Raw genomic sequence first — 23,736 nt, 5'->3', positions numbered from 1 at the left:
TACCAATGAGGAGGAAGCCCGTGATTAGGGTCTTGCTTGCCGACGACCACGAGATCGTACGCCTAGGTCTACGCTCGGTGCTCGAGGGGGCTGAGGATATCGAGGTGGTGGGTGAGGTAGCGACCGCCGAAGCCGCCGTCTCCGCAGCGCAGGCAGGTGGCATTGACGTCCTCCTCATGGATCTGCGTTTCGGAGCGGGGATTGAAGGTACCCGCGTCATGGGCGGCGCGGAGGCGACCGCCGCCATCCGCTACTCCATGGAGAACCCGCCCAAGGTGCTCGTGGTGACCAATTACGACACTGACGCGGACATTCTCGGGGCGATTGAGGCCGGAGCGGTGGGCTACTTGCTGAAGGATGCGCCGCCGGTGGAGCTGCTCGCGGCGGTGCGCTCGGCGGCCGACGGTGATTCGGCGCTTTCGCCGGTGGTGGCCGATAAGCTGATGACCCGCGTGCGCACGCCGCGGACCTCCCTTACCCCGCGCGAGCTGGAAGTACTGAAGCTGGTCGCGGCGGGATCCTCCAACCGGGAGATCGGTGTGGAGCTGATGCTTTCGGAGGCGACGGTGAAGTCCCACCTCGTCCACATCTACGACAAATTAGGGGTGCGCTCGCGCACGTCGGCCGTGGCGGCCGCCCGCGAGCAGGGCGTTCTTTAGAGGTTGTTGGCGTCGCGGTAGGCCAGGATGACGTCGTTGGGGATCTTGCCGCGCTCGGCCACCTGGTAGCCGTGCTGGGCGGCCCAGGCGCGGACATCGGCCGGCTTGTAGCGGCGGGTGTCCTTCTTCACCGGGTGACGGGCGGCCTTTACGAAAGGCTCCAGTGCGGCGTGGAATTTATCGGCATTCTCCTGGGAAACGTCGAGGAGATAGTCCTTACCGTCAACGCTGAAGCGGATGACAATCAGTTCTTCCTCGCTGAGGGGCTTGTTATCAATGTCGTCAAAAAACTGGGTGATTTCGCGGCGTGCCATGATTCTCCATTCGATCTGTAATCTGATCGCGCTGTGCTTGGGCTTCCTTCATCGTTCACCACAAGAGCGGAAGCCTAAACTTTAAGTAACTTAACGGATTAAAGAGAAAGTCATTAAAAGAACCTTCTCTTGTTATTGACTATAGAGCAAAACCACGTCTGCGACACAGTTAAGGGGCGCTAGGAGAAGCAATATTCTGGCCGGTAACAAAGACTGATTTTAAACCCGAAAGAAAAAGCCTCCGATCCGCTTTCTCGCCCTTGTTAGGATGCGGGAAATGTAGGGATCGAAGGCTGGAAGCTGTGGTGCGAAGGGTTATGCGCCCAGCTTGGACTGGATCTCGTCGTTGAGGGAATCAATCTCGCCGGAGATGGAGCGGTGTGCGCGCTGGCGCTGCTGCTCAGTCATGTATTCCGCATTGTCGATTGCGGAATCAAGTTCGTTGAGCCGCTCCTTGACGTCGCGCTTAAAGCCGGCGGGCAGCTGGGCGTCCTTCAGGGAGTTGCGGATGCCGGCGGTGCGCGCCTTTAGCGGTGCGCCGTGGCCGGAGAAGGAGGCCAGCTGTTCGGCGCTGACGCCAGCCTTGTGCGCGCGCTTCTTCTCAACCTCGCGCTGGGCAACGGTGATGCCGCGATAAATCAGGGGAAGCAGAAGCGGTGCGGCGGTGCGCAGAGCACCGGCATAACGCTTGACGTTGCTCTTATTAAAACGGCCTTCTTTAATGCGTTCGAGTTCCTTCTTGGCCATTTTGTATTCGTGCTTGCGGCGATTCTTCAGGCCCTTTTCCTCGGACTTGATAAGCGCCTTCTCCTGCTTAGCCAACAGCTTTTGCTGGCGGTGCTTGGCCTTATCGGCAGCCTTTACCTCTGCCTTTGCGCGGGTCTTGGCGGCCTTAACCTCAGCGCGGGCCTCGCGGCGGGCCTTGCGGATCTTCTTCAAAATGCCCATTGAAACGTCCTTAAATTATCTATCCTTAGGGTCTCGCTACAACTCTAGCAAGGTGGTCTACTAAGCTCACCTGCTGTGAAGGATGTGCTCGTCGCCACGGATCTTGTGGGCTGCCGTTATCGCTTGGTGCAGCGCCGCGCGCATCCCGAGATCCCACGTACCGCGGTAAGTCAGGCCCGCGCGGAACGCCATGCGGCGGCTATCGATGCTGCCTTGAGCCGCCTTCCCGCAAAGGGGTCGGGCCGTTTTCGCCGCATTGACCTGGAGGGTAGCGACTTCGATCGGGCCCTGGCCACGTTGGAGGCTCTAGCTCGCGGGTATACGCACATCACCAACGCCGTCTTTTCCACCGAAGAGTGGATGGTGCGCGTGGAGCTCCTTGTTCGGGACGGCGAAATGTACAGCCCTGTCATCGTCTCCGATCACCGCGTGGCGCGCCGGCATGAGGCCTCGCGCGCGCTCGTCGTGCCGACCCACCGCTTGGGGTTGAGCGAGCCCTTGCCGGCAAAGTACAAGATTCGGCATCACGCCATCGACGGCTACCGTTTGGCGCTGGCAGCCCGGGGCTTGGAAGAAGTGGGGCTGAATTCTGGCAGGGGCGCGGCGATTGGGCAGGACCGCAGCCAGGCTTTTGTCACGGATACCTCGCGTTTTGCCATCGATGAGGCACTGGCGCAACCGCTGCCCGCGGGCCCGCGCCGTGTCAAGGAGTGCGCCTCCTGCCGCTTTTGGCCCTTGTGCCGGGAAGAGCTGGAAGCCCGCGATGACATTTCCCTCTTCCTGCCGGGCGACCGCGCCAACCCCTACCGCGAGCGCGGCATTACGACAGTACAGGGGCTTATCGACGCCTCCCTCGGCGCCCCCTCCGCCCTCGCCGCCGCCTGGCGCGAAGGTATTCCCCTGCTGCGCCGCGGGCAGGTCAGCGTTCCCCGGGCGGATGTCGAAGTCGACGTCGATATGGAGGCCTACCTGGATCAAGGCGCCTACTTGTGGGGTGCACTCCTGGACGGTGAGTATCACTCTTTTGCAACGTGGGAGCCGCTCGGCGGCCGGGCGGAAGCAGAGAATTTCGTCGAGTTCTGGGAGTGGCTCATGGGAGTGCGTGCTGACGCGCATGCGGCGGGCAAGACCTTCGCGGCCTATTGCTACTCCGCCCACGGGGAGAACCATTGGATGCGCAGGTCCGCGCAGCGTTTTTCTACCCCCAACCTCCAGGAAGTGGAAGAGTTCATCTCCTCGGAGGAGTGGGTGGATATGTTTGTCCACGTCAAGCGTAGTTTCGCCGGCACCGCGGGGTTGGGTCTGAAGACCGTGGCCCCGGTCGCGGGCTTTGAATGGCCGGAAGAGTTTGACGGCGAAGAATCCGTTAACGCCCGCCGCGCCGCCCTCGCCGGTGACACGGACGCGCGTGCGCAGATTCTGCGCTATAACGCCGGCGATGTGCGCGCTACCCACGTGGTCCGCGAGTGGATGTCCGCCGGCGCGCCGGGCGTGCCTCCCCTCGAGCCCTAGCTTCTTCTGCCTTCCCGTTTGCAAGTCCCCAGACCTGAAACCCGCAACCTGCAGGGTGGGCGTCGCCAAGCGCTTGCCGACGCCCCACTGCCCACGCAGGAGGTTGCGGGTTTCAGGTCTGGGGCTCTACAGGATGAGGTTGAGTCCGCCGAGGATGATGAGCACCGCAAGGGCCACCCACACCTGGTCCCAGTCCGTGGTGGTCGTGGGCGCTGGTCCTTCGGCCTTCTTGAGAAGTACGGCTTTCTGGGCCTTGACCGCGCGGACGGTGAGGATGGGGAGGACGGCCATGGAACCGAGGCAGAGCAGGGAGGCGGCAACCATGGTGAGGGAACTGGAGGTGGCAAGCCACAGGGCAAGCCCGCCGTTGATAAAGACCGAGCGCCCCAGCCCCCAGCGGTTATATTCGCGCAGGCCAGCCCGCACCGCTGAAGGGCCGCCGCCCATCGTGGTGGGCAGCATATAGCCCATGACGCCGATGAGCAGTTGGGCGCCAAACCCTACGACGAGCGCGAGCATGGGAATCTGTGGCTCGCTGGAGAAGAAATGCTGGGTGGTGTAGTACACCAGACCGCCGAGCAGCCAGAAGCAGGAAAAGAGCACAGAAAGCGCCGGGAAGGTGATGCGTCCGCGTGGTTCCCGGAGCACGCTAAGGGCATTGAGCAGCCAGCTTTGCAGGCTAAATGCCCAGCCGACACAGTAGAGGATGAGGCCTACCTGCGGGACATTCCAGATGCTGCCGACCAGAGTGGCGATGACGCCCAGACCCAGCAGGGTGAAGCTTAAGCCCATGTGCGGATTGATTCCCTTGGTGCGCCAGATGGACGGGAACAAGATGGTGAGTGAGCCGGCCGCCGCCAGCCCCACGAAGCCACCAATATTGGCGGCCACGTGCGCGATGAGCAGGCGCGGATAGGAGGGGTGCGTCGCGAGGAAGGCGCCAAGAGTGGCACCAACGGCAAGAAAGAAGGCAGAGGCTACGTACGCAGCAACGACAGGGCGGAATCTTTTGGATTCCGCTTGGCGCCATAAGGCAAAGAGGGCCACGCCGTGCCAGACCACGGCGAGCGCGACAAGTGTGGCGCCCACCTGCGTAAGCAGCCAGTGCCATTCCCAGGCTTCGACGAGCATCTGCCCCACGAGGGTGAGGATAACGCCGGCATTCTGCAGATAAATCCGCGCGAGCTGGCGAGGGCGGGCCGACATCGGAACCTTGAGCTGCACGAACTTCTCGGTGAGGTGCTGGGACCACACCACGATGCTGTTGCTGAGGATGCCAAGCGTGAAAAGGTGGATGAGGACCCACCGGTAATTCGGGATAAAGGTATGGATTGCGCCCGCGAGAAGAAAGATCATCATCCACAGGCTGACCGGGCGGGATGCTTTCCTGTGCCATGTGCGCGGCGACCACTTATCCATAAAACACGATTTTATCCGGTTTTTCTCACAACCCAACTCAACACCGCGATGCCCGCGGCGAGTGCGGCGTAGACGGCGATGAAGCCGGTCCACGATAGGGAATCAAAGAGCACGCCCGCTAGCGCGCCCAGGATGGAACTGCCCAGGTAGTAGAAGAAGACATAGAGGCTGGAGGCCTCAGCGCGGTCGTGAGTGGCGATATGCCCCACCCACCCCGAGGCCGTGGAGTGCGCGGCAAAGAAGCCGATGGTGAAGAGCACGATGCCGAGCAGGGTGGGGATCAGTGACCCCATGCAGAGCGCGATGCCCACGGCAAAAAGCAGGCAGGACAGCAGCAAGGTGTTGGCGTGGCCGACCTGCGTGACCAACCGGCCGGCCCGCGCCGAAGACCACGTGCCAGTGAGGTAGAAGAGGAAGACCAAGCCAGCCAAGCCCGGCGAGAGGTGGAAGTGGTCGATGAGCCGAAAAGCCAAGAAGTTATAGAGGGACACGAAGGTTCCCATCGCCACGAAGGCCACGATGAACAAGGGAATCAGGCGGGTATCCCGGGCATGGCGGAAGATGGCTCGCAGCTCCGAGCGGAAGTGGATTTCCTTCGGGGTGAAATTCTGCTGGTAGGGCAACAGGATTGCCGCGATGATGGCGAGGATGAGCGTGACCAAGCTGGAGCCGGCCAGGGCCCAGCGCCAGGACGTGAGCTCGAGCAGCCCGGTGGGAATGAGGCGGCCGGTGAGCCCACCGATGGTGGTGCCGGCGATGTACAACCCCATGGCACGGGCAACGTAGGAGCTTTCCAGCTCCTCCGAGATCCAGGCCATGGCGGTAGCGGGTGCGCCGGCGATGACGGCGCCCTGGAGCGCGCGGGTGGCGATAAGTATCTCCGGATTGGGCGCCAGCGGCACGAGCATGCCGATGAGCGTGGCCGCGATGGTAGAGACGAGCAGCAGTTTTCCGCGGCCGATGCGCTCGGAAATGATGGACACGGGGATCACGCAGATAGCCAGCGCGCCTGTGGCCGCGGAGATGGTCATGGCGGCTTCCGTGGGGGACATGCCCATGTCCTCCACCAGGGTGGGCAGCATGGCTTGGGTGGGGTAGAGGCAAGAAAAAATTGCCAAGCCCACGAAGAGCATGGCAATGGTGGCGCGCCGCGTTCTGGTCATGCATCAAGCATGGCCTAGCGCGGGTTATGTGTAAAATGTCTAAAAGTTACATAAAACATGCGAGGTGTGCATGAATCTGGAGGATGTGCGCGGCGTCGTCGCCGTGGCCGACCATGGCCTCGTCGGCGCGGCTGCCGACGCCCTCGGGCTCTCCCAATCCGCGCTGACCCGCCGCGTTCAGCGTATCGAGACGGCCGTGGGGGCCAGCCTTTTTGAGCGCAGCGGCCGACGCTTAAGACTGAATGCTCGCGGTCGGGCATTCGTCGAGCAAGCGCGCCGGATGCTCATGGCGGAGACCGCCGCGCGCGATGCCGTGGCCCGGCTGATGGATCCGGAGCGCGGCACCGTGCGCCTCGACTTCATGCATTCCCTCGGCACGTGGATGGTCCCGGAACTGCTCAAGGCCTATCGTGCTGAACACCCTCACGTGGACATCCGCCTGCACCAGGGCGCGGCACGTGAGCTCGTGGAGAGAGTAGCGGCCGGGGAGTCAGATCTCGCGCTCGTTGGCCCCCGCCCCACTACCCCGGGGGCCGTGGGCTGGCACCAGCTCAAATTGCAGCGCCTCGGGCTCGCGGTTCCGGAAGGGCATTGGGCGGCAGGACAAGACAGTGTGCGCATGGAAGATTTTCGGGAGGAGCCCTTCATCGGCATGCTACCCGGCTATGGAACGCGCATGCTGCTCGATTCCCTAGCGAGCGAGGCCGGCTTCACCCCGCGCCTCGTCTTCGAATCCATGGAGCTGACCACCGTGGCCGGCCTCGTGGCTGCTGGCCTGGGATCGGCGCTGTTGCCGCTCGATGACCCGTACCTCAAAGCCCGCAACCCCATCCCGCTGCAGCCCGCGGCCTACCGTGAGCTGGGGCTGGTGTGGCGGGAGGGTGATGATGCCCCGCCGGTCGAGCACTTCAAGGATTTCGTCGTGACACTCACCGCCGACTAGCTATCGAAGGGAAGCTCGGCGGCCAGAGCTGCGAGCGCCTCCGGGGTGGAAACCTCGTGGGGCAGCCAGGGGATGGTGTGCACCGGTTGGCCCGGCAGCTTCTCCGCGAGCAGCGCGAGGGCCGCGTTCTCTGAGGCATGGCGCTGCTGAAGAAATTGCTCTGCGCTGTTCGGAGTGCGGCGGTTGACCAGCAGCCCACCGCAGTGCACGCCAAGGGAACTCAGGTCCGCGAAGAATTCGGCGGTTTCCAGCACCGGAGTGCGATCCGCGGTGAGGACGAGGAAGAAGGACGTGGTGGCTTCGTCGGAAAGCACGGCGCGCAAACGCTCGAAGCGGCGGCGGCGCTTGAGCAGTGTGGAGCGGATCTCCTGGTTGCGGCGGTCCACCGGGTCCTGCGAGCTGGCGGAAACGGCCTTCTCCGCCGAGGTCATGCCGCGCACCACCGCGCCGAATTTATCGGATTTCTCGCGCCGCGCGAGCAGGCCATCGGTATACGCGGCCATGATCTCCGGCAGCGCCATGAGCCGCGCGGTGTGTCCGGAAGGGGCGGTATCGAAGATGATGTGCTCAAACCCACCGCCATCCTGCTGCTCTTCGATGAGCTGCGCGATGCGCTCCAGCATTGCCGCTTCATGCGTGCCGGGCGAGTGCCGCGCCAGGTCCAGATGACGGTCGACCTCACGGTGGAGGCGTTCTGGCATGAAACGACGCATCTGCTTGCCGACGCCCCTCAGGTGCTCCTCCGTCGCCCGCGCCGGGTCGATCTCGATGACGTTTAAGTGGGGGCGGATGGTGGTGGGGGCGTCGGCAAGCGCGGTGCCAAAGATGTGCCCCAGGTTGTGCGCTGGGTCCGTGGATACCAGTAGCACGCGCCTGCCTTCCTGAGACAGGCGGAGCGCGGTGGCGGTGGCCAGCGTGGTCTTACCCACTCCGCCCTTGCCGCCGAAGAACATGACGGGGGCTAGCAGCATGAGATTCCGTTCAAGGGTGAGCGCTCCATGCCCATGCGCGTGTGCCAGGCGTGGAAATCTTCGTACATCAGCGGCAGCAACTCCAGGGTGTAGTAGCTGGCCGGATTCGGCAGGCCGAGGGCTTCCGACAGGATGAGCAGCATGAAGAGATCGTCTTCCTCCTGCTGCGCCTTAGCAAAGGAACGCCGATAGGGCGCGGAGTAGAACTCGTCTAGACCGCGCCCAAAGGCCTTCAGTTTATCGAGCATTGACCGGCAGGGGCGGCTCGATGTCTTCGTCCTTCCACACCACCTGTGGGGCCTTGCGCGCGCGGGAGATGGCGGCGATGGCTTCGGCGATGACCCAGATGGCGGCGACGATAATGACGCCATCGATAACCAGCAGCAGCCAGTTTCCGGCCTGGAACAGCGTCTTGAGCTGCAGCACCGCAGCCCACAGAGACATGACGGTAACGAAAATCAACGGGAGCAGCACTGGCCACGTCGGGCGGCGCAGCTGGGTCAGGATGACCACGATGATGGACAGCGTCAGGCCGGCCATGAGCTGGTTGGTCGTGCCGAAAAGCGGCCAGATGAGCATGCCGCCGGAGCCGTCGACACCGGTGGAGAAGGTCAGGCCCAAAGCGCAGCCGACGGCGATGATGGTGGCCACCAAGCCGCTGAGCTTGATGCCCATGAGCTCGGCAGCCTCGGAGACCACCATGCGCTGCAGGCGCACGCCGGAGTCCATCGTCGTCGCGGCAAAAAGCACGGCCATGGTGGCCAGGATGGTGGCGGAGAGTGAAGTAGGGATGCCCAAACCTTCGTTCATGAGGGCACCGCCACCCTGGACGAAGGCGCCGACGCCGCCGGCGTTCCATTCGTTGTAGACGGCCTCCCAATCGGCGGCGGTCTTGAAACCGGATGTGGTGGCGACGATGGTGCCCAGTGCGAGGAGGCCCTCGCCCACGGCGCCGAAGTAGCCGACGAAGCGGGCGTCGGTTTCCTTATCCAGCTGCTTGGAAGAGGTACCGGAGCTCACCACGCCGTGGAAGCCGGAGACGGCGCCGCAGGCGATGGTGACGAAGAGCAGCGGGAAGATGCCTGGTGTGTTGTCAGGGACGTGATCCGACACGGTCGGTGCAACAACCTCGGGGCGGGTGATAAGGAAGGAGCCGTAGAGGATGATGAGGCCGACGAAGAGCTGCAGGCCATTGATGTAGTCGCGCGGCTGCAACAGGACCCACACCGGCAGCAGGGAGGCGATGAAGGCGTAGACGAAGAGCAGGATGATCCACACGCCGCGGTCCGGGATGCCCAGGACGGTTTCCGGCAGGGCCAGCGGGACGCGGTCACCGATGATCATCAGCGCGTACAAGGCAGCGACGCCCACGATGGAGACGATGGTCAGGTTCCAGCGGAAGCGGTAGATGGCCTGGCCGATGAGCAGGGCGACGAGGATGGCGCCCCAGGTGGGGATGACGGCGGTGGGCGTGGAAATCAGCAGGTTGGAGATGACCACGGCGAAGGCCGCGTTGACCATGAGCAGCAGCAGGAAAATCACGACGAGGAAGAGCGCGCGCCCGCGGGCGCCGATATAGCGCCCAGACAACGTGCCGATGGATTGCCCGCGGTGGCGCTGGGAAGCCCACAGCGCGCCCAGGTCATGCATTCCGGCAAAGAAGACCGTGCCGAGCGTGACCCAGAGGAAGGCTGGTAGCCAGCCCCAAATCACGGCGACGGCGGGGCCGATGATGGGTGCAGCACCCGCGACCGAGGTGAAGTGATGGCCCCACAGCACGTATTTGTTAGTAGGGACGTAGTCGACACCGTCCTCCATGGTGTGGGAGGGCGTGGAAAAATTATCAGAGAGCTGATACACCTTCGACGCAAGGAAGCGGGAGTACAGCAGGTAGCCCGCCACCATCATGGCGAGTCCGATAAAGACGAGAAGAAGTGAGTTCACAAAACCACCTGAAGAGAGTCAATTGAGATGTCGCATCAGCGTTGGCTCCTCAGCAAGAAAGGCAAGCCTGTAATACGCATCCCTGTGTGCAGGTGGTGTGAATTATGCCATAGCTGTTTTGTGAAGGTGGGTTTAATTTCTAAATCTCGATAGGGAAAGTTGGGGCGGGTGGGGCAGAAGGGGGTGTGGTTCATCACCGCTCACGGTCTGCGAATTGCCTTGACCGATAGGCCAACTGCCCTACATGACGAAGATCCCCCTCGGATCGGCGGCGAGTTCAGGTGGCGCATAACTTTGGCAACTAGGTCAGTTTCGGCTCGCGCACCGGGAGCAGGAGTCCTGTGCAAAGGCCTGCAGCTTGTTGAAAACGCGAAACCGCGCCGAGCCCCATTGAAGAGGACCCAGCGCGGTCGAAGCAATATGGCCTTAAAGGAGGCCGGAGTGCTTACTTGGTAGCAGCAGCGTAACGCTCAGCAACGTCATCCCAGTTGAAGACGTTCCAAACTGCCTTAACGTAGTCAGCCTTCACGTTCTTGTACTGGAGGTAGAAGGCGTGCTCCCACATATCCAGCATCAGCAGCGGGGTGAAGTTCACCGAGATGTTGCCCTGCTGATCAGTGAGCTGCTCAATAATCAGGCGGCCAGCGACGTGGTCGTAGCCCAGAACTGCCCAACCGGAGCCCTGCAGGCCGGTCGCAACAGCGGAGAAGTGAGCCTTGAACTTCTCGAAGGAACCGAAGTCGCGGTTAATAGCCTCAGCCAGCTCGCCGGTCGGCTCGCCGCCACCGTTCGGGGAGAGGTTCTTCCAGAAGATGGAGTGGTTGGTGTGGCCACCCAGGTTGAAGGCAAGGTTCTTGGACAGAGCGCGGATAGCGTCAGCGTTAGCCTCGCCGTTGCGCTGCTCCTCCAGAGCCTCGAGCGCAGCGTTAGCGCCAGCAACGTAGCCAGCGTGGTGCTTGGAGTGGTGCAGCTCCATGATCTCAGCGGAGATGTGCGGCTCCAGAGCGTCGTATGCGTAGTCGAGTTCAGGAAGTTCGTAAACAGCCATTTGTGTCATCCTTTCTTTGGGGTACGAGGCCCCATCGTAGGGTGCGGATGAGGATTTGGCCACAATAATTTTTTAATGGGAACCGCCGTGAACGAAAACCTGGATTGCAAGCGGCCTAGCGGAGTATAAGGGGAGGACAACACTACGCGAAGGAGAATCCTGCATGTTTCTTTTCAAGCCAGAACCCAAGCTGGTGGCAGCGGAGGACGCCCTTCCCGGGCGATCCGAGCCCGTCTTGGACAACCCGCAGCCCCATGCGGTCCTGGGGACTCCTATCACCGGTCCGTGGAAGGAAGGGCAGAAGTCCCTCATCATTGCCATCGGCTGTTTCTGGGGCGCGGAGAAGATGTTCTGGGAAACCGAGGGTGTGGAGTCGACGTCCGTGGGCTATGCGGGCGGCACCACGCCAAACCCGACCTATTACGAGGTCTGCCGCGGGCTGACCAACCACGCGGAGGCTGTGCAGATTACCTATGACCCGCAGCGCGTGAGCCTGCGCGACCTTGTGGTCAAGGCCTTGGAGGCTCACGACCCCACCCAGGGCTTCCGTCAGGGCAACGACGTGGGCACGCAATACCGCTCGGCCTTCTACCCAGAGATCGAGGAGGAACGCGCGGAGATTCAGAAGCTCGTGGATTCCTATGCGGGCAAGCTTGCCGACGCCGGCTTTGGCACCACCACCACCGAAGTCACCCTCCTCAGCGAGACAGACTCAGGCCAGTATTACTTGGCCGAGGACGAACACCAGCAGTACTTGCACAAGGTGCCCAATGGCTACTGCCCGTACCACAGCACCGGTGTGAAGTGCGGCTAGCGCGGTGTGCGCGCGGCTAGAGCTGCTTGCGCACGTGCGTCCGAAAGTCGGAAGGTTTGTTGAGCTGGTCGCGCTCCACGAAGGCCCGCATGCGCTCGGCGAGCTCCGGGGTGAGCTGGGTTCGTGTTTGGGATCCGAGGACAGAATCCCAGTACCAGAAGGTTTCCTCAAAGTAGTTGTGGCCGTGGCCGCCCGGCACGTTGAGGGAGTTGATCTGATCCAGGGCCACCTGCCAGAAAGTGATGAACGGGTGCCAGTGCAGATTTTTAAAGGTATCCGCGTACAAGGTCTGCGGGGTGGGTTCGTGAATCCAGTTGGGACGGGCGTAGATGAGTTTGCTGTCCCACCACACGATGGCGTCGGAGGCGTGCTGGCCCACCGCCACGCGCGGGCGTTCCCAGGGGCCGTAAGGTTCGCCGAAGGCATCGTGCTCCATGTGGGCGGGAACGGCGGCGAAGCGGAGGTGCCGGCCGCCGTCGATAAGCGGCAGGCGTTCCAGGGAACCGCGTTCGCGGTGTAGGCGCCTCATGAAGCTGGTCATCCGCGGAGGTCCGGTGAAGACCGCACCATCGCAGGCAGCGAGGAGTTCTTCGACCGTCTCGTAGTTCTCCACGATGGCATAGCAGCCCAGGGACTCGCCGCTGAAATACAACTTGGGGCGGTTGTCCTCGGGAAGGAGCTCGAGGCGGGCATGGACGGCCGTGATGAGCTCGCGCGCAAAGATGCGGGAGAGGTTCTTGTCCACCAAGTAGGAAAACATGGAAGGCAAGTAGTCGAATTGCAGGGCCACGGTGGCGCAATTGCCCCGCGTGAGGAATTCGTAGCCGCTGACCGCATAGTTATTGATCCACCCTGAGCCGGAGGGCATTTGCAACACGATCGTGTCGCGGTGGAACGCACCCGTGCGGTCCATCTCCGCCACCGCGTGGCGTGCGGCGGCGTGCGGGCCGCGACCGCGAATGAGTCCGATATAGATGCGAATTGGCTCGTGGGCGCGCTCGAAGTGCATGACCTCCTTGATGTCCTGGGCGCGCGGGCCGCGGTCAAGAAACGCTCTGCCCTGTGCGCCGACGGCCGTCCAAGGCTCATGGGACCAGGGGCTGCCAGAGCGCTCCGGCTCCCACGGCATGGCGGAGCCCGGATATACCAGCTTGTTGAGCGCCAGGCCTTGGACGGAGGCCTTGCGGAGCAAGCGACGCCACACCATCCGGTCGCTGACCAGGGCTGTGGCGAAGCCGACCGCGCCGCCGGCTAGCGGCCAGGCAATCCACCTGGGCAGCCAGCGCTGGACCTGGAGGGACAGCTGAGTGACGGTGAGCTGGGCTGCCTCCCCCACAACGAGCAAGGCGCCGTAGCCTGCCGTGCCCACGGCCATGCCCAGTGCTGCGGACTGCGGGCCGCGGTCATTGAGCTTTCCCACGAGCCGGGCTTGCTCCGTCTGATTGCGCAGGGAGCGTATGCCTGCGACGAGTGTGCCAACCCCAAGTGCGTAGTAGGAATAGCGCCGAGTGGTGGGGCCGACGCGGTCCTGGGGGCGTCGGCCAGCGTGGTGCAGCGCGCGCTTGGCAGCGAAGGCCGCGGTGGTCGCGGCGAGGTGCCCGGCGCCTTGGCCGATGGCCACGTTGGCGGCGGTGACCCACCACGGGCGGGGCAAAAGGGAAGGGGAGACGGCTGCCCACGTTGCGACTTCGGCGCCGAAGAGCCCGGGCCACATGTTTTGCGGAAGGCGCCGCCGGCCAGTCATGCGCATGCCGGGCGTGAGATCGCTGATGATCTCCAGGGAAAAGATTGCAGCCTGAAGGCCCGTGCGGGCGGTTCTGAGTGCGATGCGGCGCGCAAGTTGACGCATGCTGGCCATTGAACCAGCTTTAGGTGCGACGTGCAGTGGAGCATCCATAGATGTCCGATCAGACATGAAAATGTGAGATCGGACTACTGGGTCTGTGAATTCGGGCGCATAACGAGCAAAATTCGGACATTGGGGGCACAATAGGAGGCATGGGAAATCATGTTGGAAACAAAGTAGTACTCATCGGCGCGGGCGACGTTGGAGTTGCTTACGCCTACGCTCTGGTCAACCAGGGAACTGTTGACCACCTGGCCATCATCGACATCGACGAAAAGAAGCTCGAGGGCAACGTCATGGACCTCAACCATGGTGTTGTCTGGGCCCCGTCCCGCACCCGCGTGACCAAGGGCACCTACGAAGACTGCAAGGACGCCTCCATGGTCGTCATCTGCGCCGGCGCCGCTCAGAAGCCCGGCGAGACCCGCCTGCAGCTCGTGGATAAGAACGTCAAGATTATGAACTCCATCGTGGCGGACGTCATGAAGAATGACTTCGACGGCATCTTCCTGGTTGCCTCCAACCCGGTTGACCTGCTGACCTACGCGGTATGGAAGGCCTCCGGCTTCCCGCACGAGCGCGTCATCGGCTCCGGTACCGTCCTGGATTCGGCCCGCTACCGCTACATGCTCTCCGAGATGGACGACGTGGCTCCAACCTCCGTCCACGCCTACATCATCGGTGAGCACGGTGACTCCGAGCTGCCGGTCGTCTCCTCCGCCAACATCGCTGGTGTCTCCCTGTCCCACCGTTCTGAGAAGGACCCGGGTTACAACGAGCGCATCGAGAAGATCTTCGAGGACACCCGCGACGCCGCCTACCACATCATCGACGCCAAGGGCTCCACCTCCTACGGCATCGGCATGGCCCTGGCCCGCATCACCCGCGCGGTCATTCAGAACCAGGCTGTCGCACTTCCTGTCTCCGCTTACCTGCAGGGTGAGTACGGCCACGAGGATGTCTTCATCGGCACCCCGGCCATCGTTGACCGCTCCGGCGTCAACCGTGTTATCGAGCTGGCCCTCGATGACCACGAGAAGGAGCGCTTCGAGAACTCCTTCAACACTCTCAACACCATCAAGGAAGAAATCTTCGGCTAGTGAAGATTGTCGCCCACAGGGGATACTCCGGGAAATATCCGGAGCTATCCCCTCTTGCCTTTGAAAAAGCGCTCGAGCTTCCCATTCACGGCATCGAGTGCGATATCCGTCTGAGCAGCGACGGCAAGGTGGTGGTTCACCATGATCCCACCCTGGACCGCACCACGAATGGCTCAGGCCGAGTGTCTCGCATGACATGGGAGGAGCTGCGCCGCCTCAAGATCGGTGGTGGCCAGCGCATGCTGCTTCTCGACGAGCTCCTCGAGATACTCGGCGATAAGAAGCATCACCTCTACATCGAGACCAAGCATCCCTCGGGGCAGGGCGACATCCTCGAAGAACAGATGGTGCTGCGGTTGCGCTACGCAGGGCTTGTCGACGACCCCCGGATCCACATGATTTCCTTTTCCCACCGGGCCATCCGTCGAATGGCAGCGCTCGCCCCGCATATCGACCGCATATATTTGCGCCGCGATTGGGAGCGCCATTTCAACCGCCCGGACATCCTGTTATCGCAGCCCACGGGCCTAGGCATGTCGCTGCTGCGCGGCAAGCTCCAACCAGGCGCCATTGGTGCGCATGGTCTGCCCACGTACATGTGGACCATCGATAAACCTGAGGATATGAAGTGGGCGTGGGCCAATGGGGTGGATATTCTCGCCACGAACCAGCCGGAAGTGGCCCTGCATGCCATTGAGCTGTAATGAACAGGTAAGTTGTTCAGTATGGCCAAGAAGAAAAAGAAGAACGAACAGCTGCCGGAGGGCATGTCCCGCCGCCAAGCTAAGCTCGCTGCCCGCGCCGCCGAGCGCGCTGCCCTGGAAAAGGACCCCCGCCCCTTCGGTGGGCTCGCCGCTGAGGCTAGCCTCGTCGCCCTGCAGGAATTCGTTCCTTCCGCAACGGCGAAGCTGTCTGTGAAAGGCTTTGACAAGGACGTTTACGTCTCCACCGTGCTGCCCGGTGCTACCGCGGCACTCATCCGTGATGAGGAGTCCGGCGGCGAGGCCTTCGTGGGCCTGCAGGTGCAGTCCCATACGCACAACCCGGGCCGCGACCTAGCTTTCGCCCTGAACTGGGTGAAGAACAACGCGCCGGGTTCCACCCTCGAGTCCACCGCTGCTGATGGCTCCCAGCCGGAGCTCAAGGAGCTGCTTGAGGAAGACGCCGAGCTGGAGATCAACGTCTACCAGGACTTCGCGTGGTGGATGCCGGAGGGCGCGCAGGTCCCGCCGCAGATGGCGCAGGCTCTGCAGCGCGCTAACGATTCCGTCATCGAGTCCTACCAGGTGGGCCAGGAGGCTGAAGGCTTTGTGGGCACCGCCTTCTGGGCTAACGCCGGTGGCGGCAAGGCGCACATCCGCTGGGTCCGCCCCTGCGATGACGAGAATGCTTTCCTTAACGCCCTTGCGCGCATCGCCGCTCGCGGTGAGCTCAACCTGGGAGAGAACACCAAGTTTGCCGGTGTCTTCCGTACCCACGGCCTCATCGCTCCGGTCTTCGACCTCGACCCGGAGGTTGCGCACGATTCCTACGAGGCAGAGTTGTCTCGCGTGAATAAGGCGCTGGAGGAGGAGATCTCCAACGACGCCAACCTCGATGCCGATGAGCGCAAGCAGCTGCAGAACATTAAGTCCCGCCAGGTAACGCTGCGCTAGTTGCCCCGGCGCCTCCGCCCCCGAGGCGCGGGTACGAAACGATCAAATAAGGCTCCGAAACCATGTGGTTTTGGAGCCTTATTTGATCGAAACGACCGGCCGAAGCCTTAGCGCATGGAGTCCCAGAGCGCTTGGGCCTCGGCGTCATCCCAGAGGACGACGTTGCCCACGACCGTGTCCTCGAAGCCGCCGATGGGAACCGTCTTTGTTTCCACGCCGGAGGCCATGGATAGCGCCACGCGGGCAAGGTGCCAGACGTGGTCCTTCTCGTTGACGATGAAGGAGTCGGCGGTGTGGTTAACCAGTGAAATTGCCTTGAAGGGGTTGCCAATCGTGGAGAAAGACGTTGCCTTATCCAGCAGTGCGGCGAAGAATTCGCGCTGGCGCTCCACGCGGTCCAAGTCACCCATCGCGGTGGCGCGGGTGCGCACGTAGCCGAGGGCATCCGGCCCGCGGAGCTTTTGGCAGCCCGCTTGGAGGTCGATGCCGGCAAGCGGATCGTTGATGGGCTCCTTAACACAGATATCCACGCCGCCGACGGAATCCACGACGTTGGCCAAGCCGCCCATGCCGATCTCCGCATAGTGGTCGATGTGGAGGCCGGTGGCTTGCTCCACGGTTTGGGTCAGCAGCTGCGGGCCGCCGTACGTAAAGGCCGCGTTGACCTTGTCCATGCCAAAGCCGGGGACGTCGACGTAGCTATCGCGCGGAATGGAGACCAACTGGGCCTTTCCGGATGCGGGAATGTGCAGCAGCATGATGGTATCGGTGCGGCCGACGCCCACATCGCCACCGGTGCCTAGCTCCGCCTGTTGTTCTTCAGTGAGCCCCTGGCGCGAGTCCGAACCTACGAGCAGCCAGTTTGTACCAGAGGTTTGTGCCACCTGCTCGGTGGGCAGGGCATCGATGCGCGTTAAACGCGAATCCGTCCACAGGGTGAAGGCCACCATGAAGACGAGGGCGATGACGACGATCCAGCCCAGGCAACCGAAAGCCTGCTTGGCTGGGTTTACTTTCTTGCGGCGGCTGTGCGGGCGACCTTCGGCACGCCTGCGGGTGGGGGCTTGCGGAGCATAGCTACGCGGTGGGGCATCCGGGGTGTACCGATTGGCGCGGACAGCAGGCTGTTGCGAAGGTACGCTCCGGCGGGGCGCTGGGCGTGCGGGGGAGCGCTGGGCCATGTAGGCGTCGACGTCGAAGCGGGTCTCCTCCGGCCGGGAACGCCGCGCGCTGGGGCGCTGAGCGCGGGAGGATGAATGCGCAGGATTAGCTTGCTGCGCGGATGGACGGCGGCGCACCGGTCGGCCGTAGCGATCACGCAAGGGCTGCCCGTCGGCACCAAGGACGAACTCGCCAGCGTCATCACCGGCTGCGTGTGAGCCGCGTGGGCTGGCCATGTTCCGGGGGCGGGAAGGGCCTGCAGAGCTAGCGGAGCCCGCGCGGCGAGGCGTGCCGTGGGGCTCGCCGGCACGGCGGGCTTCGCGCTCTGGATCGCGTCCTTGGTAGGTCATGGGGAACACTGTACCGCGAAACAACTTCTGCCCCACCTATCACACAGGGGGCGGTAGCTGTCTTTTCGCTGTGGCTTGCTGATAGCTCTTATTTAAGCGCCGAAGAGGAGGGCGTAGCCGACGAAAGCGATGGCGTCGATAAGAAAGTGCGCGATGACCAACGGCCACACCTTGCCCGTGCGGTGGAAGTACCAGCCATAGACCACACCCATGATGATATTGCCAAAGCCCGCGGATACTCCCTGGTAGAGGTGATAAGAACCCCGCAGAATGGAGGAAGCCGCCAGCGTTGCGGGCAGGGCCCACCCAGACTGCTTGAGCCTGGTCATGAACCAGTACACCACCACCAGTTCCTCCGCCCAGGCATTAGCAAAGGACTTGACGAGCAGCACGGGAATCTCAATCCACGTATCGAAGGCCCCTGGGACGACCTCCTTGGTCCAGCCGAAGTGCAACGCTATGTAATACAGCGCCAGACCCGGCAGGCCGATTACCGCCGCCAACGCCGCGCCGTGCAGGCCATCGCGCCACCGCGGGCGGGGCGGCAAGGCCAGCAGATACAGGGCAAGCGCTCCCCACGCGAAAAGAACCGCGGCGCTGCACAGCTGGAAGGCGAGGTCGAGCAACGTAGTCGCTGACTGCGAAGCGTTGATGGTGACCGATTGCTCATTGAGCGGCGCCGGGTTGAGCAGAGAATCGGTCAGACGCAACGCGGCGCGCACACCCGAAATACCAAAGGTGATGGTGAGGACGATGAGTATTTCCGCCCGCAGGCGTGAGCGCGCGCTCATGGGTGAAGCACCTGGGCGAGGCCGAGGAGGGAGGACTCGTCAAGCGTGATTGACCCTAAGTGCACGCCCACCGGCGGGTGATCGCGCACCGGCCACGGCACGCAGATGGCAGGCAGCTGCGCCACGTTGAACAGCGAGCCCCACGGTGACCACCGCGTTTGCTCATCGAAGTTGGCCTGGTGATCCAGCGCCAGGAAATGCCCGCGCCGCGGCGGATCGAAAGCCAGCATGGGACTCAAAATGGCATCCACGTCCCATTCCTGGGCCAGCATCTCCGGCAGCTGAGCGGCATGGGCGCGGGCCGCGGCGAATTCGGAATCCGTGACGCGGCGGCCCTTCGCGCGAATCCACTCCGCGTAGCCCTCCGCAAAGTCGAGGCCCGCCAATCTCCGGGTGAAGATGTGCTGGAAGGCCTCAAAGGTGCGGGCAGCTTGAGGGTAGGCAGAGATGGCGACGGTTTCGAAGCCGGCGCCTTCAAAGGAGGCGGTGGCCTCCGCGACCGCACGCAGCATGTGCGGGGCCACCTCGGCTTGAGCGAAAAGGGGATCCGTCAGCACGCCAATGCGGGCGCGCCGGGCACGCGGACGAAGGCCATGCAGCGCGGCGGTATCGGCGATGCTGCGCGTGATGAACCCCTGCACCGAGAGGTCCTCGCCGCCGGGCTTAAACCCGACGACGCCGCAGGCAGCGGCCGGAACGCGGATGGAACCGCCGCCATCGGAAGCATGCGCGGCGCGCAGTAATCCTCGCGCCACCTGGACCGCTGCCCCGCCGGAGGAACCGCCCGGCGTATGGCCGGGATAGAGAGGATTATCCGGGTGGGGCAGGCCGACAGGTTCGGTGTCCACACGCAGGCCCAGCTCGGGTGCGGCGGACTTGCCGACGACTCGCGCGCCGGCGTCGATAAGCTCCTGCACAAAAGGATCAGTCTCCTCCGCCACGTAGGCACGCTCGGCATGGCCGAGCGTGGTGGGCATGCCGGCGACGTCGTTGAGATCCTTGACCGAGAGAATCCACCCGCTCAAGCGCCCGTGTGCCTGGGGCCGGCGCTCGAGATCGAGATACGTGAAGCCGTGCTCGGCAGGGCTCAGGCCCGCTAGATCCTCGCGCAGCTTGTCCAGTGTGAACTCGGTTCTCTCCATGGCGGCTCAGTCTAGTAGTTGAGTGGGATAAAGTTGCTGCCATGAGCACCACCATCGCATTCCTCGGGCCCGCCGGAACCTTCACGGAAGCGGCGATGCAGCATTTTGCCGCTGACTTTGATTCCCCCGAGGGCCTTCCGGTGAGCTCGCCGGCAGAGGCGCTGGCGGCGGTGCGCTCGGGCGCGGCGGACTATGCCTGCGTGGCCATTGAGAACTCCGTGGACGGACCCGTCACGGCTACTTTTGACGCGCTTGCCGACGGCTCCCGGGTCCAGATCTACCGCGAGGTGGACCTGCCGGTGTCCTTCTCCATTCTGGTGCGCCCCGGCAGTTCCAGCCGCACAACTTTCTCCACGCATCCTGTGGCCTACCAGCAGGTACGCGGTTGGTTGGAGCAGAACCTGCCGGACGTGGAGTATGTCCCGGCGGCGTCGAATGGCGCGGCGGCGCAGGCCGTGGCGCGCGGGGAGGTGGATGTCGCGGCCGCCCCTGCCCGGGCAGCGGAGGTCTTCGGGCTGGACTTGATTGCGGAGAATGTCGCGGACGTTGCCGGGGCCACGACCCGCTTCGTCCTGGTGGGGCCGGCCGGAAAACCGACCGAGCGGACCGGCAACGACAGGACGTCGGTCATCTTCACCCTGCCCAACGAGCCTGGCTCCCTCGTCGGCGCCCTCCAAGAATTCGCGCACCGCGGGGTGGATCTTTCCCGCATCGAATCCCGCCCGCTGCGCACCGTCTTCGGTAACTACCGCTTCCACGCCGACCTCATCGGGCACATCGAGGATCAACCGGTGGCGGAAGCTTTGCGGGCACTGTGGTTGCGCGCGGAGAACGTCGTTTTTGTCGGCTCCTGGCCTTCCGCGGCGAAACTCGGGGAGGGCCCACGGGATTTGGCGCGGTTGAAAGAGGCCGATGACTGGGTAGCGCAGGCGCGCACCGGCCAATAGTGTGGTGAAGCATGACCGGAAGAATCATCCTCCTGCGCCACGGCCAGACGTATTCCAACATTGACCGCATCATGGATACCCGCCCGCCGGGTGCCGAGCTCACCGAGCGCGGCCGCGGCCAGGCGGAAGATGTCGGCCGCGAGTTGGCGGAGCTGTGCGCGGGCCGCCGCGTGCGCTTTGTGTGTTCTATTGCCCTGCGCGCCCAGCAGACGGCGATGCTGGCCGCCCGCACATACGGCGAGGCAGCCGATGAGCGCGGCGTTCCGGTGGAAGTGCGCGTGGGCCTGCACGAGGTCTTCGCCGGCGAACATGAAATGAGCGGCAGCGAGGATACCCACCGCGAGTACATGGTGGCGCTGCGCGGCTGGGTCGACGGCGACCCGGAGGCCCGAATGCCGGGCGGTGAAAGCTACGTGGACGTGTTGGGGCGCTACCAGCCGGTGCTTGAGGATCTCGCTGCTGAGCTGGAGGATGATGAAGACATCGTCGTCGTTAGCCACGGCGCCGCCATTCGTGTGGTGACGACGCACGCCTGCGGCGTAGACCCCGATTTTGCCTACACCGGGTACATGCCCAACTGCCGCTTTACCCTCATGGAGCCGCAGGGCCAGCCCTTTGGCCAGTGGGTGCTGAGGCGCTGGGCGGATACCGAGGTTTAGTTCTCTGCGGCAACGGTAGGCGCCTACCCCCAGCCGAGCTCGTGGAGGCGGTCCTCCTCGAAACCAAAGTAGTGCCCGACCTCGTGGAAGACGGTCACCATGACTTCGTGAGCGAGCTCTTCTTCCGAGTTGCTTATCGCCTGCAAAGGCTGCCGGTAGATCGAGATGGTGTCTGGCAGGTGGCCGGTGTGTGAGGCCGTGCGGTGGGTGAGCATCACGCCCTCGTAAAGCCCAAGAAGGTTGGGGTTATCTGGGTGCTCTTCTTCGACGAGGATCACCACGTTGCGCATCTGATCGACGAAGCGATCCGGGATCTTGTCCAGGGCCTCGCCGACTAATTCCTCGAAGCGTTCCTCGCTGACCTCGTACATGTGCTTACTCCCTGTTGAGTGGACGGGGGTTTATTGGGCCGGTGCCACGGCTTCAGGCGCGGCGGGATCGGCGTTCTGCCCGGCCGGCTGGGCATTCTCGCTGCCCTGCTGGGAGTTCTGCTCGGCTGGCTGGGCATTCGGGTCGCGCAATGGGTTGCGCTTCGGCTGCTCCGTGGGCGGGGCGCCATTGATGCTCAGGGCATCACGGCCGCCCGTGGCAGAGCCGGTGATCTCGGAGAAGTGGCCGTCCTTGATGTGGATCAGCGAGCAATTCACCGAACGGGAGCCTCCCTCCCACGATTCGCGGCTCATCGCGCCCCAGAAAGGCTGCAGCGTGGATTGGTAGAGATTCTCCTCGCCGCCCAGGTAATCCATGGCGTTCTGGGTACACGTTTCGGAGAGGAATTTATCCATCTCTTCATCGCTGGGGTAAGCATCGGGGAACTTCTCTGCCAGGCTGATGACGGACACGGTCTCCATCTGGTGCGGTTCCTGGCACGGCACGGTGCTGACTACCTGTTTGTCATCCACCTTGCGGCATTCGCCGGGCTTGGCGACGATCGCCTGGTCCACCTCGCTGACCTTGCCCGTGGACTCCTGCGGTACGCCGTTGGCGTCGGTAGTCTGCAGGCCGCACAGGAGGGTGCGGTCACCCTGATCCCAGGAACCGGCCGGCGGAAGGATGGAAGCAATGTCGTAGCGTCCGTTGGGATCCCATTTGCCGTTGAGGTAGCTCACCGTGGGGGCCTCGCATAGCTCGTCGCGCAGGGCGTTTTGCCGCGTGACGTCTGGGCGCTTGGCGTTGGGGCCGAACTCGCTGGTGGGGTAGGCGCTGAGATCCTCTCGGGCGGAGACCTCGAAGCGGTGCGGTTTATCGCAGCTGGTCTGCTCAAAACCTGTGGCAGTGCCGTCCGGGGCGATATCCCACGTCACACACGAGCCCGCGGAGGCGGTGGTGAAGGATGCGGCTTCGCCTTCGGAGGAATCAGCGGCCTGGCTACCGTCGGCGCTGGGGGAAGCGGAGTCATGTGCGGCCGAATCGGTGCCAGTTGGCCCGCCGCTGAAGAGACCGTAGAACGCCAAGAAGACGGCCGCGGCTACGGCAGCAACGAGGACGACGCGGATGGCGGAGGCGGAGCGCCACGCAGATGAAGTGCTCATAGAACTCTTCATACTACCCCCTCAACGGCCCAGGCTTCTAGCCCGCCCAAGGCTAAGGCGGCGGGAGAATCACTAGATGCGCGAGCGGGAGACGTGTGTTGTGAGCCGGTAGCGGTCAGTGCGGTAGACCGAGGAACACCATTCAACCGGGCGGTCCCCGGAGCGGGCGAGGCGGGTGATGTGCAGGAGCGGGGTGCCCGGTGAGACGTCGAGAAGCTCGGCGATGTCCTCCTCAGCTGCCACGGCGGTGACGGTTTGTTCGGCCTCGGTGATGGGGACCTTGAAGGTGTTATCCAAAATCGAGTAGACGGAGTTGTAGATGTCATTTTCCAGCAGCGTGGGCGCGAAGGCAGAGTTATACCAGCCATCATCGATGGAATAAGGCTCGCCATCGCCCAAGCGCAGGCGCCGCAGGTGGGTATGGGAAACCGAGGCTTCCGTACCGAAAAAGGCGCAGACTTCACCGGGGGCGGCGCTGCGTTCACCCAGCAGGATGCGCGAGGAGGCCTGTACTTTCTGATAGCCCATCTCATCAGAAAAGGAGGCCAAATGAAGCCGGGAGACCAGCGGGTTGGGGGCCACGAAGGTGCCTTTTCCTCGCACGCGGCGCAGGCGGCCTTCAGCTACTAGGTCACCGATGGCGCGGCGCACGGTGATGCGGGAAACGCCGTATGTTTCCTCGAGGATGCGCTCGCCCGGAAGGATGTCACCGGGTTTGAGGGTGGTTCGGCAGAGCTCGGAAAGAATATCCCGCAGCTGAGCGTGCTTGGGCACGGGGCCGTCGGTAATGATGTGAGGTGCCATGTTATCCATGATAA

Annotated in this window: 24 protein-coding genes; 9 read left to right on the top strand and 15 right to left on the bottom strand. The window is 63.3% G+C overall.

Annotated features, from left to right (window positions below; all coding sequences use genetic code 11):
- Positions 1–20: 20 nt before the first annotated feature.
- A complete protein-coding gene (locus QKE52_RS05625) occupies positions 21–659 on the top strand; it encodes a response regulator transcription factor (RefSeq protein WP_046647640.1) in 639 nt (212 codons plus the stop codon).
- Here the strand turns inward: QKE52_RS05625 and QKE52_RS05620 are convergent.
- Together QKE52_RS05620 and QKE52_RS05615 are read right to left on the bottom strand one after the other, a co-directional pair.
- Positions 656–973 carry an Lsr2 family protein gene (locus QKE52_RS05620; protein WP_049154631.1) on the bottom strand — a complete coding sequence of 106 codons (318 nt, stop codon included), beginning with the start codon at positions 971–973 and terminating at the stop codon, positions 656–658. The two genes, QKE52_RS05625 and QKE52_RS05620, sit on opposite strands and share 4 nt — an antisense overlap.
- Positions 974–1,288: 315 nt before the next feature.
- Positions 1,289–1,921 (bottom strand): DUF6474 family protein, encoded by a 633-nt coding sequence (locus QKE52_RS05615; RefSeq protein ID WP_102233416.1) that lies wholly within the window; start codon positions 1,919–1,921, stop codon positions 1,289–1,291.
- Between the two features lie 75 nt (positions 1,922–1,996).
- Here QKE52_RS05615 and QKE52_RS05610 point away from each other — a divergent pair, with 75 nt between their 5' ends.
- Positions 1,997–3,433 carry a TM0106 family RecB-like putative nuclease gene (locus QKE52_RS05610; protein WP_347948368.1) on the top strand — a complete coding sequence of 479 codons (1,437 nt, stop codon included), beginning with the start codon at positions 1,997–1,999 and terminating at the stop codon, positions 3,431–3,433.
- A gap of 126 nt (positions 3,434–3,559) precedes the next feature.
- Here QKE52_RS05610 and QKE52_RS05605 read toward each other — a convergent pair whose 3' ends face one another.
- Together QKE52_RS05605 and QKE52_RS05600 are read right to left on the bottom strand one after the other, a co-directional pair.
- The gene (locus tag QKE52_RS05605; RefSeq protein WP_347948367.1) at positions 3,560–4,852 is read right to left on the bottom strand and encodes a copper oxidase; all 1,293 of its coding nucleotides are present in this window, start codon (positions 4,850–4,852) and stop codon (positions 3,560–3,562) included.
- 11 nt (positions 4,853–4,863) lie between these two features.
- Positions 4,864–6,015 carry an MFS transporter gene (locus tag QKE52_RS05600; protein ID WP_347948366.1) on the bottom strand — a complete coding sequence of 384 codons (1,152 nt, stop codon included), beginning with the start codon at positions 6,013–6,015 and terminating at the stop codon, positions 4,864–4,866.
- Between the two features lie 70 nt (positions 6,016–6,085).
- Between QKE52_RS05600 and QKE52_RS05595 the strand changes: the two genes are divergently transcribed.
- Positions 6,086–6,958: a LysR family transcriptional regulator gene (locus tag QKE52_RS05595; protein WP_347948365.1), complete on the top strand. Its 873-nt coding sequence runs from the start codon at positions 6,086–6,088 to the stop codon at positions 6,956–6,958.
- Here QKE52_RS05595 and QKE52_RS05590 read toward each other — a convergent pair.
- From QKE52_RS05590 to QKE52_RS05575, 4 genes are all read right to left on the bottom strand, one after another.
- Entirely contained in the window at positions 6,955–7,929 is a 975-nt protein-coding gene (locus tag QKE52_RS05590) for an ArsA family ATPase (protein WP_347948364.1), read from the bottom strand. The two genes, QKE52_RS05595 and QKE52_RS05590, sit on opposite strands and share 4 nt — an antisense overlap.
- On the bottom strand, positions 7,920–8,177 hold the full coding sequence (locus QKE52_RS05585; protein ID WP_046647629.1) for a cory-CC-star protein: 258 nt from the start codon (positions 8,175–8,177) through the stop codon (positions 7,920–7,922). Before QKE52_RS05585 ends, QKE52_RS05590 begins: the two co-directional genes overlap by 10 nt.
- A complete protein-coding gene (locus QKE52_RS05580) occupies positions 8,167–9,873 on the bottom strand; it encodes a carbon starvation protein A (protein WP_347948363.1) in 1,707 nt (568 codons plus the stop codon). The genes QKE52_RS05585 and QKE52_RS05580 overlap by 11 nt, the downstream gene beginning before the upstream one ends.
- A gap of 445 nt (positions 9,874–10,318) precedes the next feature.
- Positions 10,319–10,921 (bottom strand): superoxide dismutase, encoded by a 603-nt coding sequence (locus QKE52_RS05575; RefSeq protein WP_046647628.1) that lies wholly within the window; start codon positions 10,919–10,921, stop codon positions 10,319–10,321.
- A gap of 163 nt (positions 10,922–11,084) precedes the next feature.
- Between QKE52_RS05575 and msrA the strand changes: the two genes are divergently transcribed.
- On the top strand, positions 11,085–11,735 hold the full coding sequence (gene msrA / locus QKE52_RS05570; protein ID WP_347948362.1) for a peptide-methionine (S)-S-oxide reductase MsrA: 651 nt from the start codon (positions 11,085–11,087) through the stop codon (positions 11,733–11,735).
- A gap of 16 nt (positions 11,736–11,751) precedes the next feature.
- Here the strand turns inward: msrA and QKE52_RS05565 are convergent, their stop codons facing one another.
- Positions 11,752–13,593, bottom strand: a complete 1,842-nt coding sequence (locus QKE52_RS05565; RefSeq protein WP_347948361.1) for an alpha/beta-hydrolase family protein — start codon at positions 13,591–13,593, stop codon at positions 11,752–11,754.
- A gap of 140 nt (positions 13,594–13,733) precedes the next feature.
- Here QKE52_RS05565 and QKE52_RS05560 point away from each other — a divergent pair, with 140 nt between their 5' ends.
- From QKE52_RS05560 to QKE52_RS05550, 3 genes are read left to right on the top strand one after another with little or no spacing between them, the layout of a single operon-like run.
- Positions 13,734–14,681 (top strand): L-lactate dehydrogenase, encoded by a 948-nt coding sequence (locus tag QKE52_RS05560; protein WP_193634815.1) that lies wholly within the window; start codon positions 13,734–13,736, stop codon positions 14,679–14,681.
- Entirely contained in the window at positions 14,681–15,385 is a 705-nt protein-coding gene (locus QKE52_RS05555; RefSeq protein WP_239249463.1) for a glycerophosphodiester phosphodiesterase family protein, read from the top strand. Before QKE52_RS05560 ends, QKE52_RS05555 begins: the two co-directional genes overlap by 1 nt.
- Positions 15,386–15,406: 21 nt before the next feature.
- Complete coding sequence (locus QKE52_RS05550) at positions 15,407–16,336, top strand: DUF5926 family protein (protein ID WP_070523878.1); 930 nt, start codon at positions 15,407–15,409, stop codon at positions 16,334–16,336.
- 107 nt (positions 16,337–16,443) lie between these two features.
- On the opposite strand, the gene QKE52_RS05545 is transcribed toward QKE52_RS05550, so the two are convergent.
- The 3 genes from QKE52_RS05545 to QKE52_RS05535 form a co-directional block, all read right to left on the bottom strand.
- Complete coding sequence (locus QKE52_RS05545; RefSeq protein WP_070532122.1) at positions 16,444–17,733, bottom strand: LCP family protein; 1,290 nt, start codon at positions 17,731–17,733, stop codon at positions 16,444–16,446.
- A gap of 206 nt (positions 17,734–17,939) precedes the next feature.
- The gene (locus tag QKE52_RS05540) at positions 17,940–18,638 is read right to left on the bottom strand and encodes a CPBP family intramembrane glutamic endopeptidase (RefSeq protein ID WP_347948360.1); all 699 of its coding nucleotides are present in this window, start codon (positions 18,636–18,638) and stop codon (positions 17,940–17,942) included.
- Positions 18,635–19,780, bottom strand: coding sequence for an amidase (locus tag QKE52_RS05535; protein ID WP_070597028.1), 1,146 nt, complete (start codon positions 19,778–19,780; stop codon positions 18,635–18,637). The genes QKE52_RS05540 and QKE52_RS05535 overlap by 4 nt, the downstream gene beginning before the upstream one ends.
- A 41-nt stretch (positions 19,781–19,821) precedes the next feature.
- On the opposite strand from QKE52_RS05535, the gene pheA reads away from it, so the two are divergent.
- On the top strand, positions 19,822–20,727 hold the full coding sequence (gene pheA / locus QKE52_RS05530; RefSeq protein ID WP_347948359.1) for a prephenate dehydratase: 906 nt from the start codon (positions 19,822–19,824) through the stop codon (positions 20,725–20,727).
- A gap of 11 nt (positions 20,728–20,738) precedes the next feature.
- Positions 20,739–21,386 carry a histidine phosphatase family protein gene (locus QKE52_RS05525; RefSeq protein ID WP_070562211.1) on the top strand — a complete coding sequence of 216 codons (648 nt, stop codon included), beginning with the start codon at positions 20,739–20,741 and terminating at the stop codon, positions 21,384–21,386.
- A gap of 23 nt (positions 21,387–21,409) precedes the next feature.
- Here the strand turns inward: QKE52_RS05525 and QKE52_RS05520 are convergent, their stop codons facing one another.
- The 3 genes from QKE52_RS05520 to QKE52_RS05510 all read right to left on the bottom strand — a co-directional run bounded on the left by QKE52_RS05520 (position 21,410) and on the right by QKE52_RS05510 (position 23,722).
- Complete coding sequence (locus QKE52_RS05520; protein WP_070684494.1) at positions 21,410–21,757, bottom strand: metallopeptidase family protein; 348 nt, start codon at positions 21,755–21,757, stop codon at positions 21,410–21,412.
- Between the two features lie 30 nt (positions 21,758–21,787).
- On the bottom strand, positions 21,788–22,918 hold the full coding sequence (locus QKE52_RS05515) for a septum formation family protein (protein WP_070523861.1): 1,131 nt from the start codon (positions 22,916–22,918) through the stop codon (positions 21,788–21,790).
- 72 nt (positions 22,919–22,990) lie between these two features.
- Positions 22,991–23,722 (bottom strand): GntR family transcriptional regulator, encoded by a 732-nt coding sequence (locus QKE52_RS05510; RefSeq protein ID WP_185963230.1) that lies wholly within the window; start codon positions 23,720–23,722, stop codon positions 22,991–22,993.
- Positions 23,723–23,736 lie beyond the last annotated feature (14 nt).

It is taken from the genome of Corynebacterium sp. c25Ua_47, from assembly GCF_039907205.1.
GTDB classification, from domain to species: Bacteria; Actinomycetota; Actinomycetes; order Mycobacteriales; family Mycobacteriaceae; genus Corynebacterium; species Corynebacterium hiratae.
Note: the sequence above shows the minus strand (reverse complement) of the source record. Positions and strands in the feature narration are given on the sequence as shown.

Coding starts and splice junctions, on each gene's coding strand:
- QKE52_RS05525 (WP_070562211.1), top strand. CDS start 20,739: ATGACCGGAAGAATCATCCTCCTGCGCCACGGCCAGACGTATTCCAAC.
- QKE52_RS05515 (WP_070523861.1), bottom strand. CDS start 22,918: ATGAGCACTTCATCTGCGTGGCGCTCCGCCTCCGCCATCCGCGTCGTC.
- QKE52_RS05590 (WP_347948364.1), bottom strand. CDS start 7,929: ATGCTGCTAGCCCCCGTCATGTTCTTCGGCGGCAAGGGCGGAGTGGGT.
- QKE52_RS05565 (WP_347948361.1), bottom strand. CDS start 13,593: ATGGCCAGCATGCGTCAACTTGCGCGCCGCATCGCACTCAGAACCGCC.
- QKE52_RS05585 (WP_046647629.1), bottom strand. CDS start 8,177: ATGCTCGATAAACTGAAGGCCTTTGGGCGCGGTCTAGACGAGTTCTAC.
- QKE52_RS05620 (WP_049154631.1), bottom strand. CDS start 973: ATGGCACGCCGCGAAATCACCCAGTTTTTTGACGACATTGATAACAAG.
- QKE52_RS05550 (WP_070523878.1), top strand. CDS start 15,407: ATGGCCAAGAAGAAAAAGAAGAACGAACAGCTGCCGGAGGGCATGTCC.
- QKE52_RS05605 (WP_347948367.1), bottom strand. CDS start 4,852: ATGGATAAGTGGTCGCCGCGCACATGGCACAGGAAAGCATCCCGCCCG.
- msrA (WP_347948362.1), top strand. CDS start 11,085: ATGTTTCTTTTCAAGCCAGAACCCAAGCTGGTGGCAGCGGAGGACGCC.
- QKE52_RS05535 (WP_070597028.1), bottom strand. CDS start 19,780: ATGGAGAGAACCGAGTTCACACTGGACAAGCTGCGCGAGGATCTAGCG.
- QKE52_RS05560 (WP_193634815.1), top strand. CDS start 13,734: ATGGGAAATCATGTTGGAAACAAAGTAGTACTCATCGGCGCGGGCGAC.
- QKE52_RS05545 (WP_070532122.1), bottom strand. CDS start 17,733: ATGGCCAGCCCACGCGGCTCACACGCAGCCGGTGATGACGCTGGCGAG.
- QKE52_RS05520 (WP_070684494.1), bottom strand. CDS start 21,757: ATGTACGAGGTCAGCGAGGAACGCTTCGAGGAATTAGTCGGCGAGGCC.
- pheA (WP_347948359.1), top strand. CDS start 19,822: ATGAGCACCACCATCGCATTCCTCGGGCCCGCCGGAACCTTCACGGAA.
- QKE52_RS05540 (WP_347948360.1), bottom strand. CDS start 18,638: ATGAGCGCGCGCTCACGCCTGCGGGCGGAAATACTCATCGTCCTCACC.
- QKE52_RS05600 (WP_347948366.1), bottom strand. CDS start 6,015: ATGACCAGAACGCGGCGCGCCACCATTGCCATGCTCTTCGTGGGCTTG.
- QKE52_RS05510 (WP_185963230.1), bottom strand. CDS start 23,722: ATGGCACCTCACATCATTACCGACGGCCCCGTGCCCAAGCACGCTCAG.
- QKE52_RS05575 (WP_046647628.1), bottom strand. CDS start 10,921: ATGGCTGTTTACGAACTTCCTGAACTCGACTACGCATACGACGCTCTG.
- QKE52_RS05595 (WP_347948365.1), top strand. CDS start 6,086: ATGAATCTGGAGGATGTGCGCGGCGTCGTCGCCGTGGCCGACCATGGC.
- QKE52_RS05615 (WP_102233416.1), bottom strand. CDS start 1,921: ATGGGCATTTTGAAGAAGATCCGCAAGGCCCGCCGCGAGGCCCGCGCT.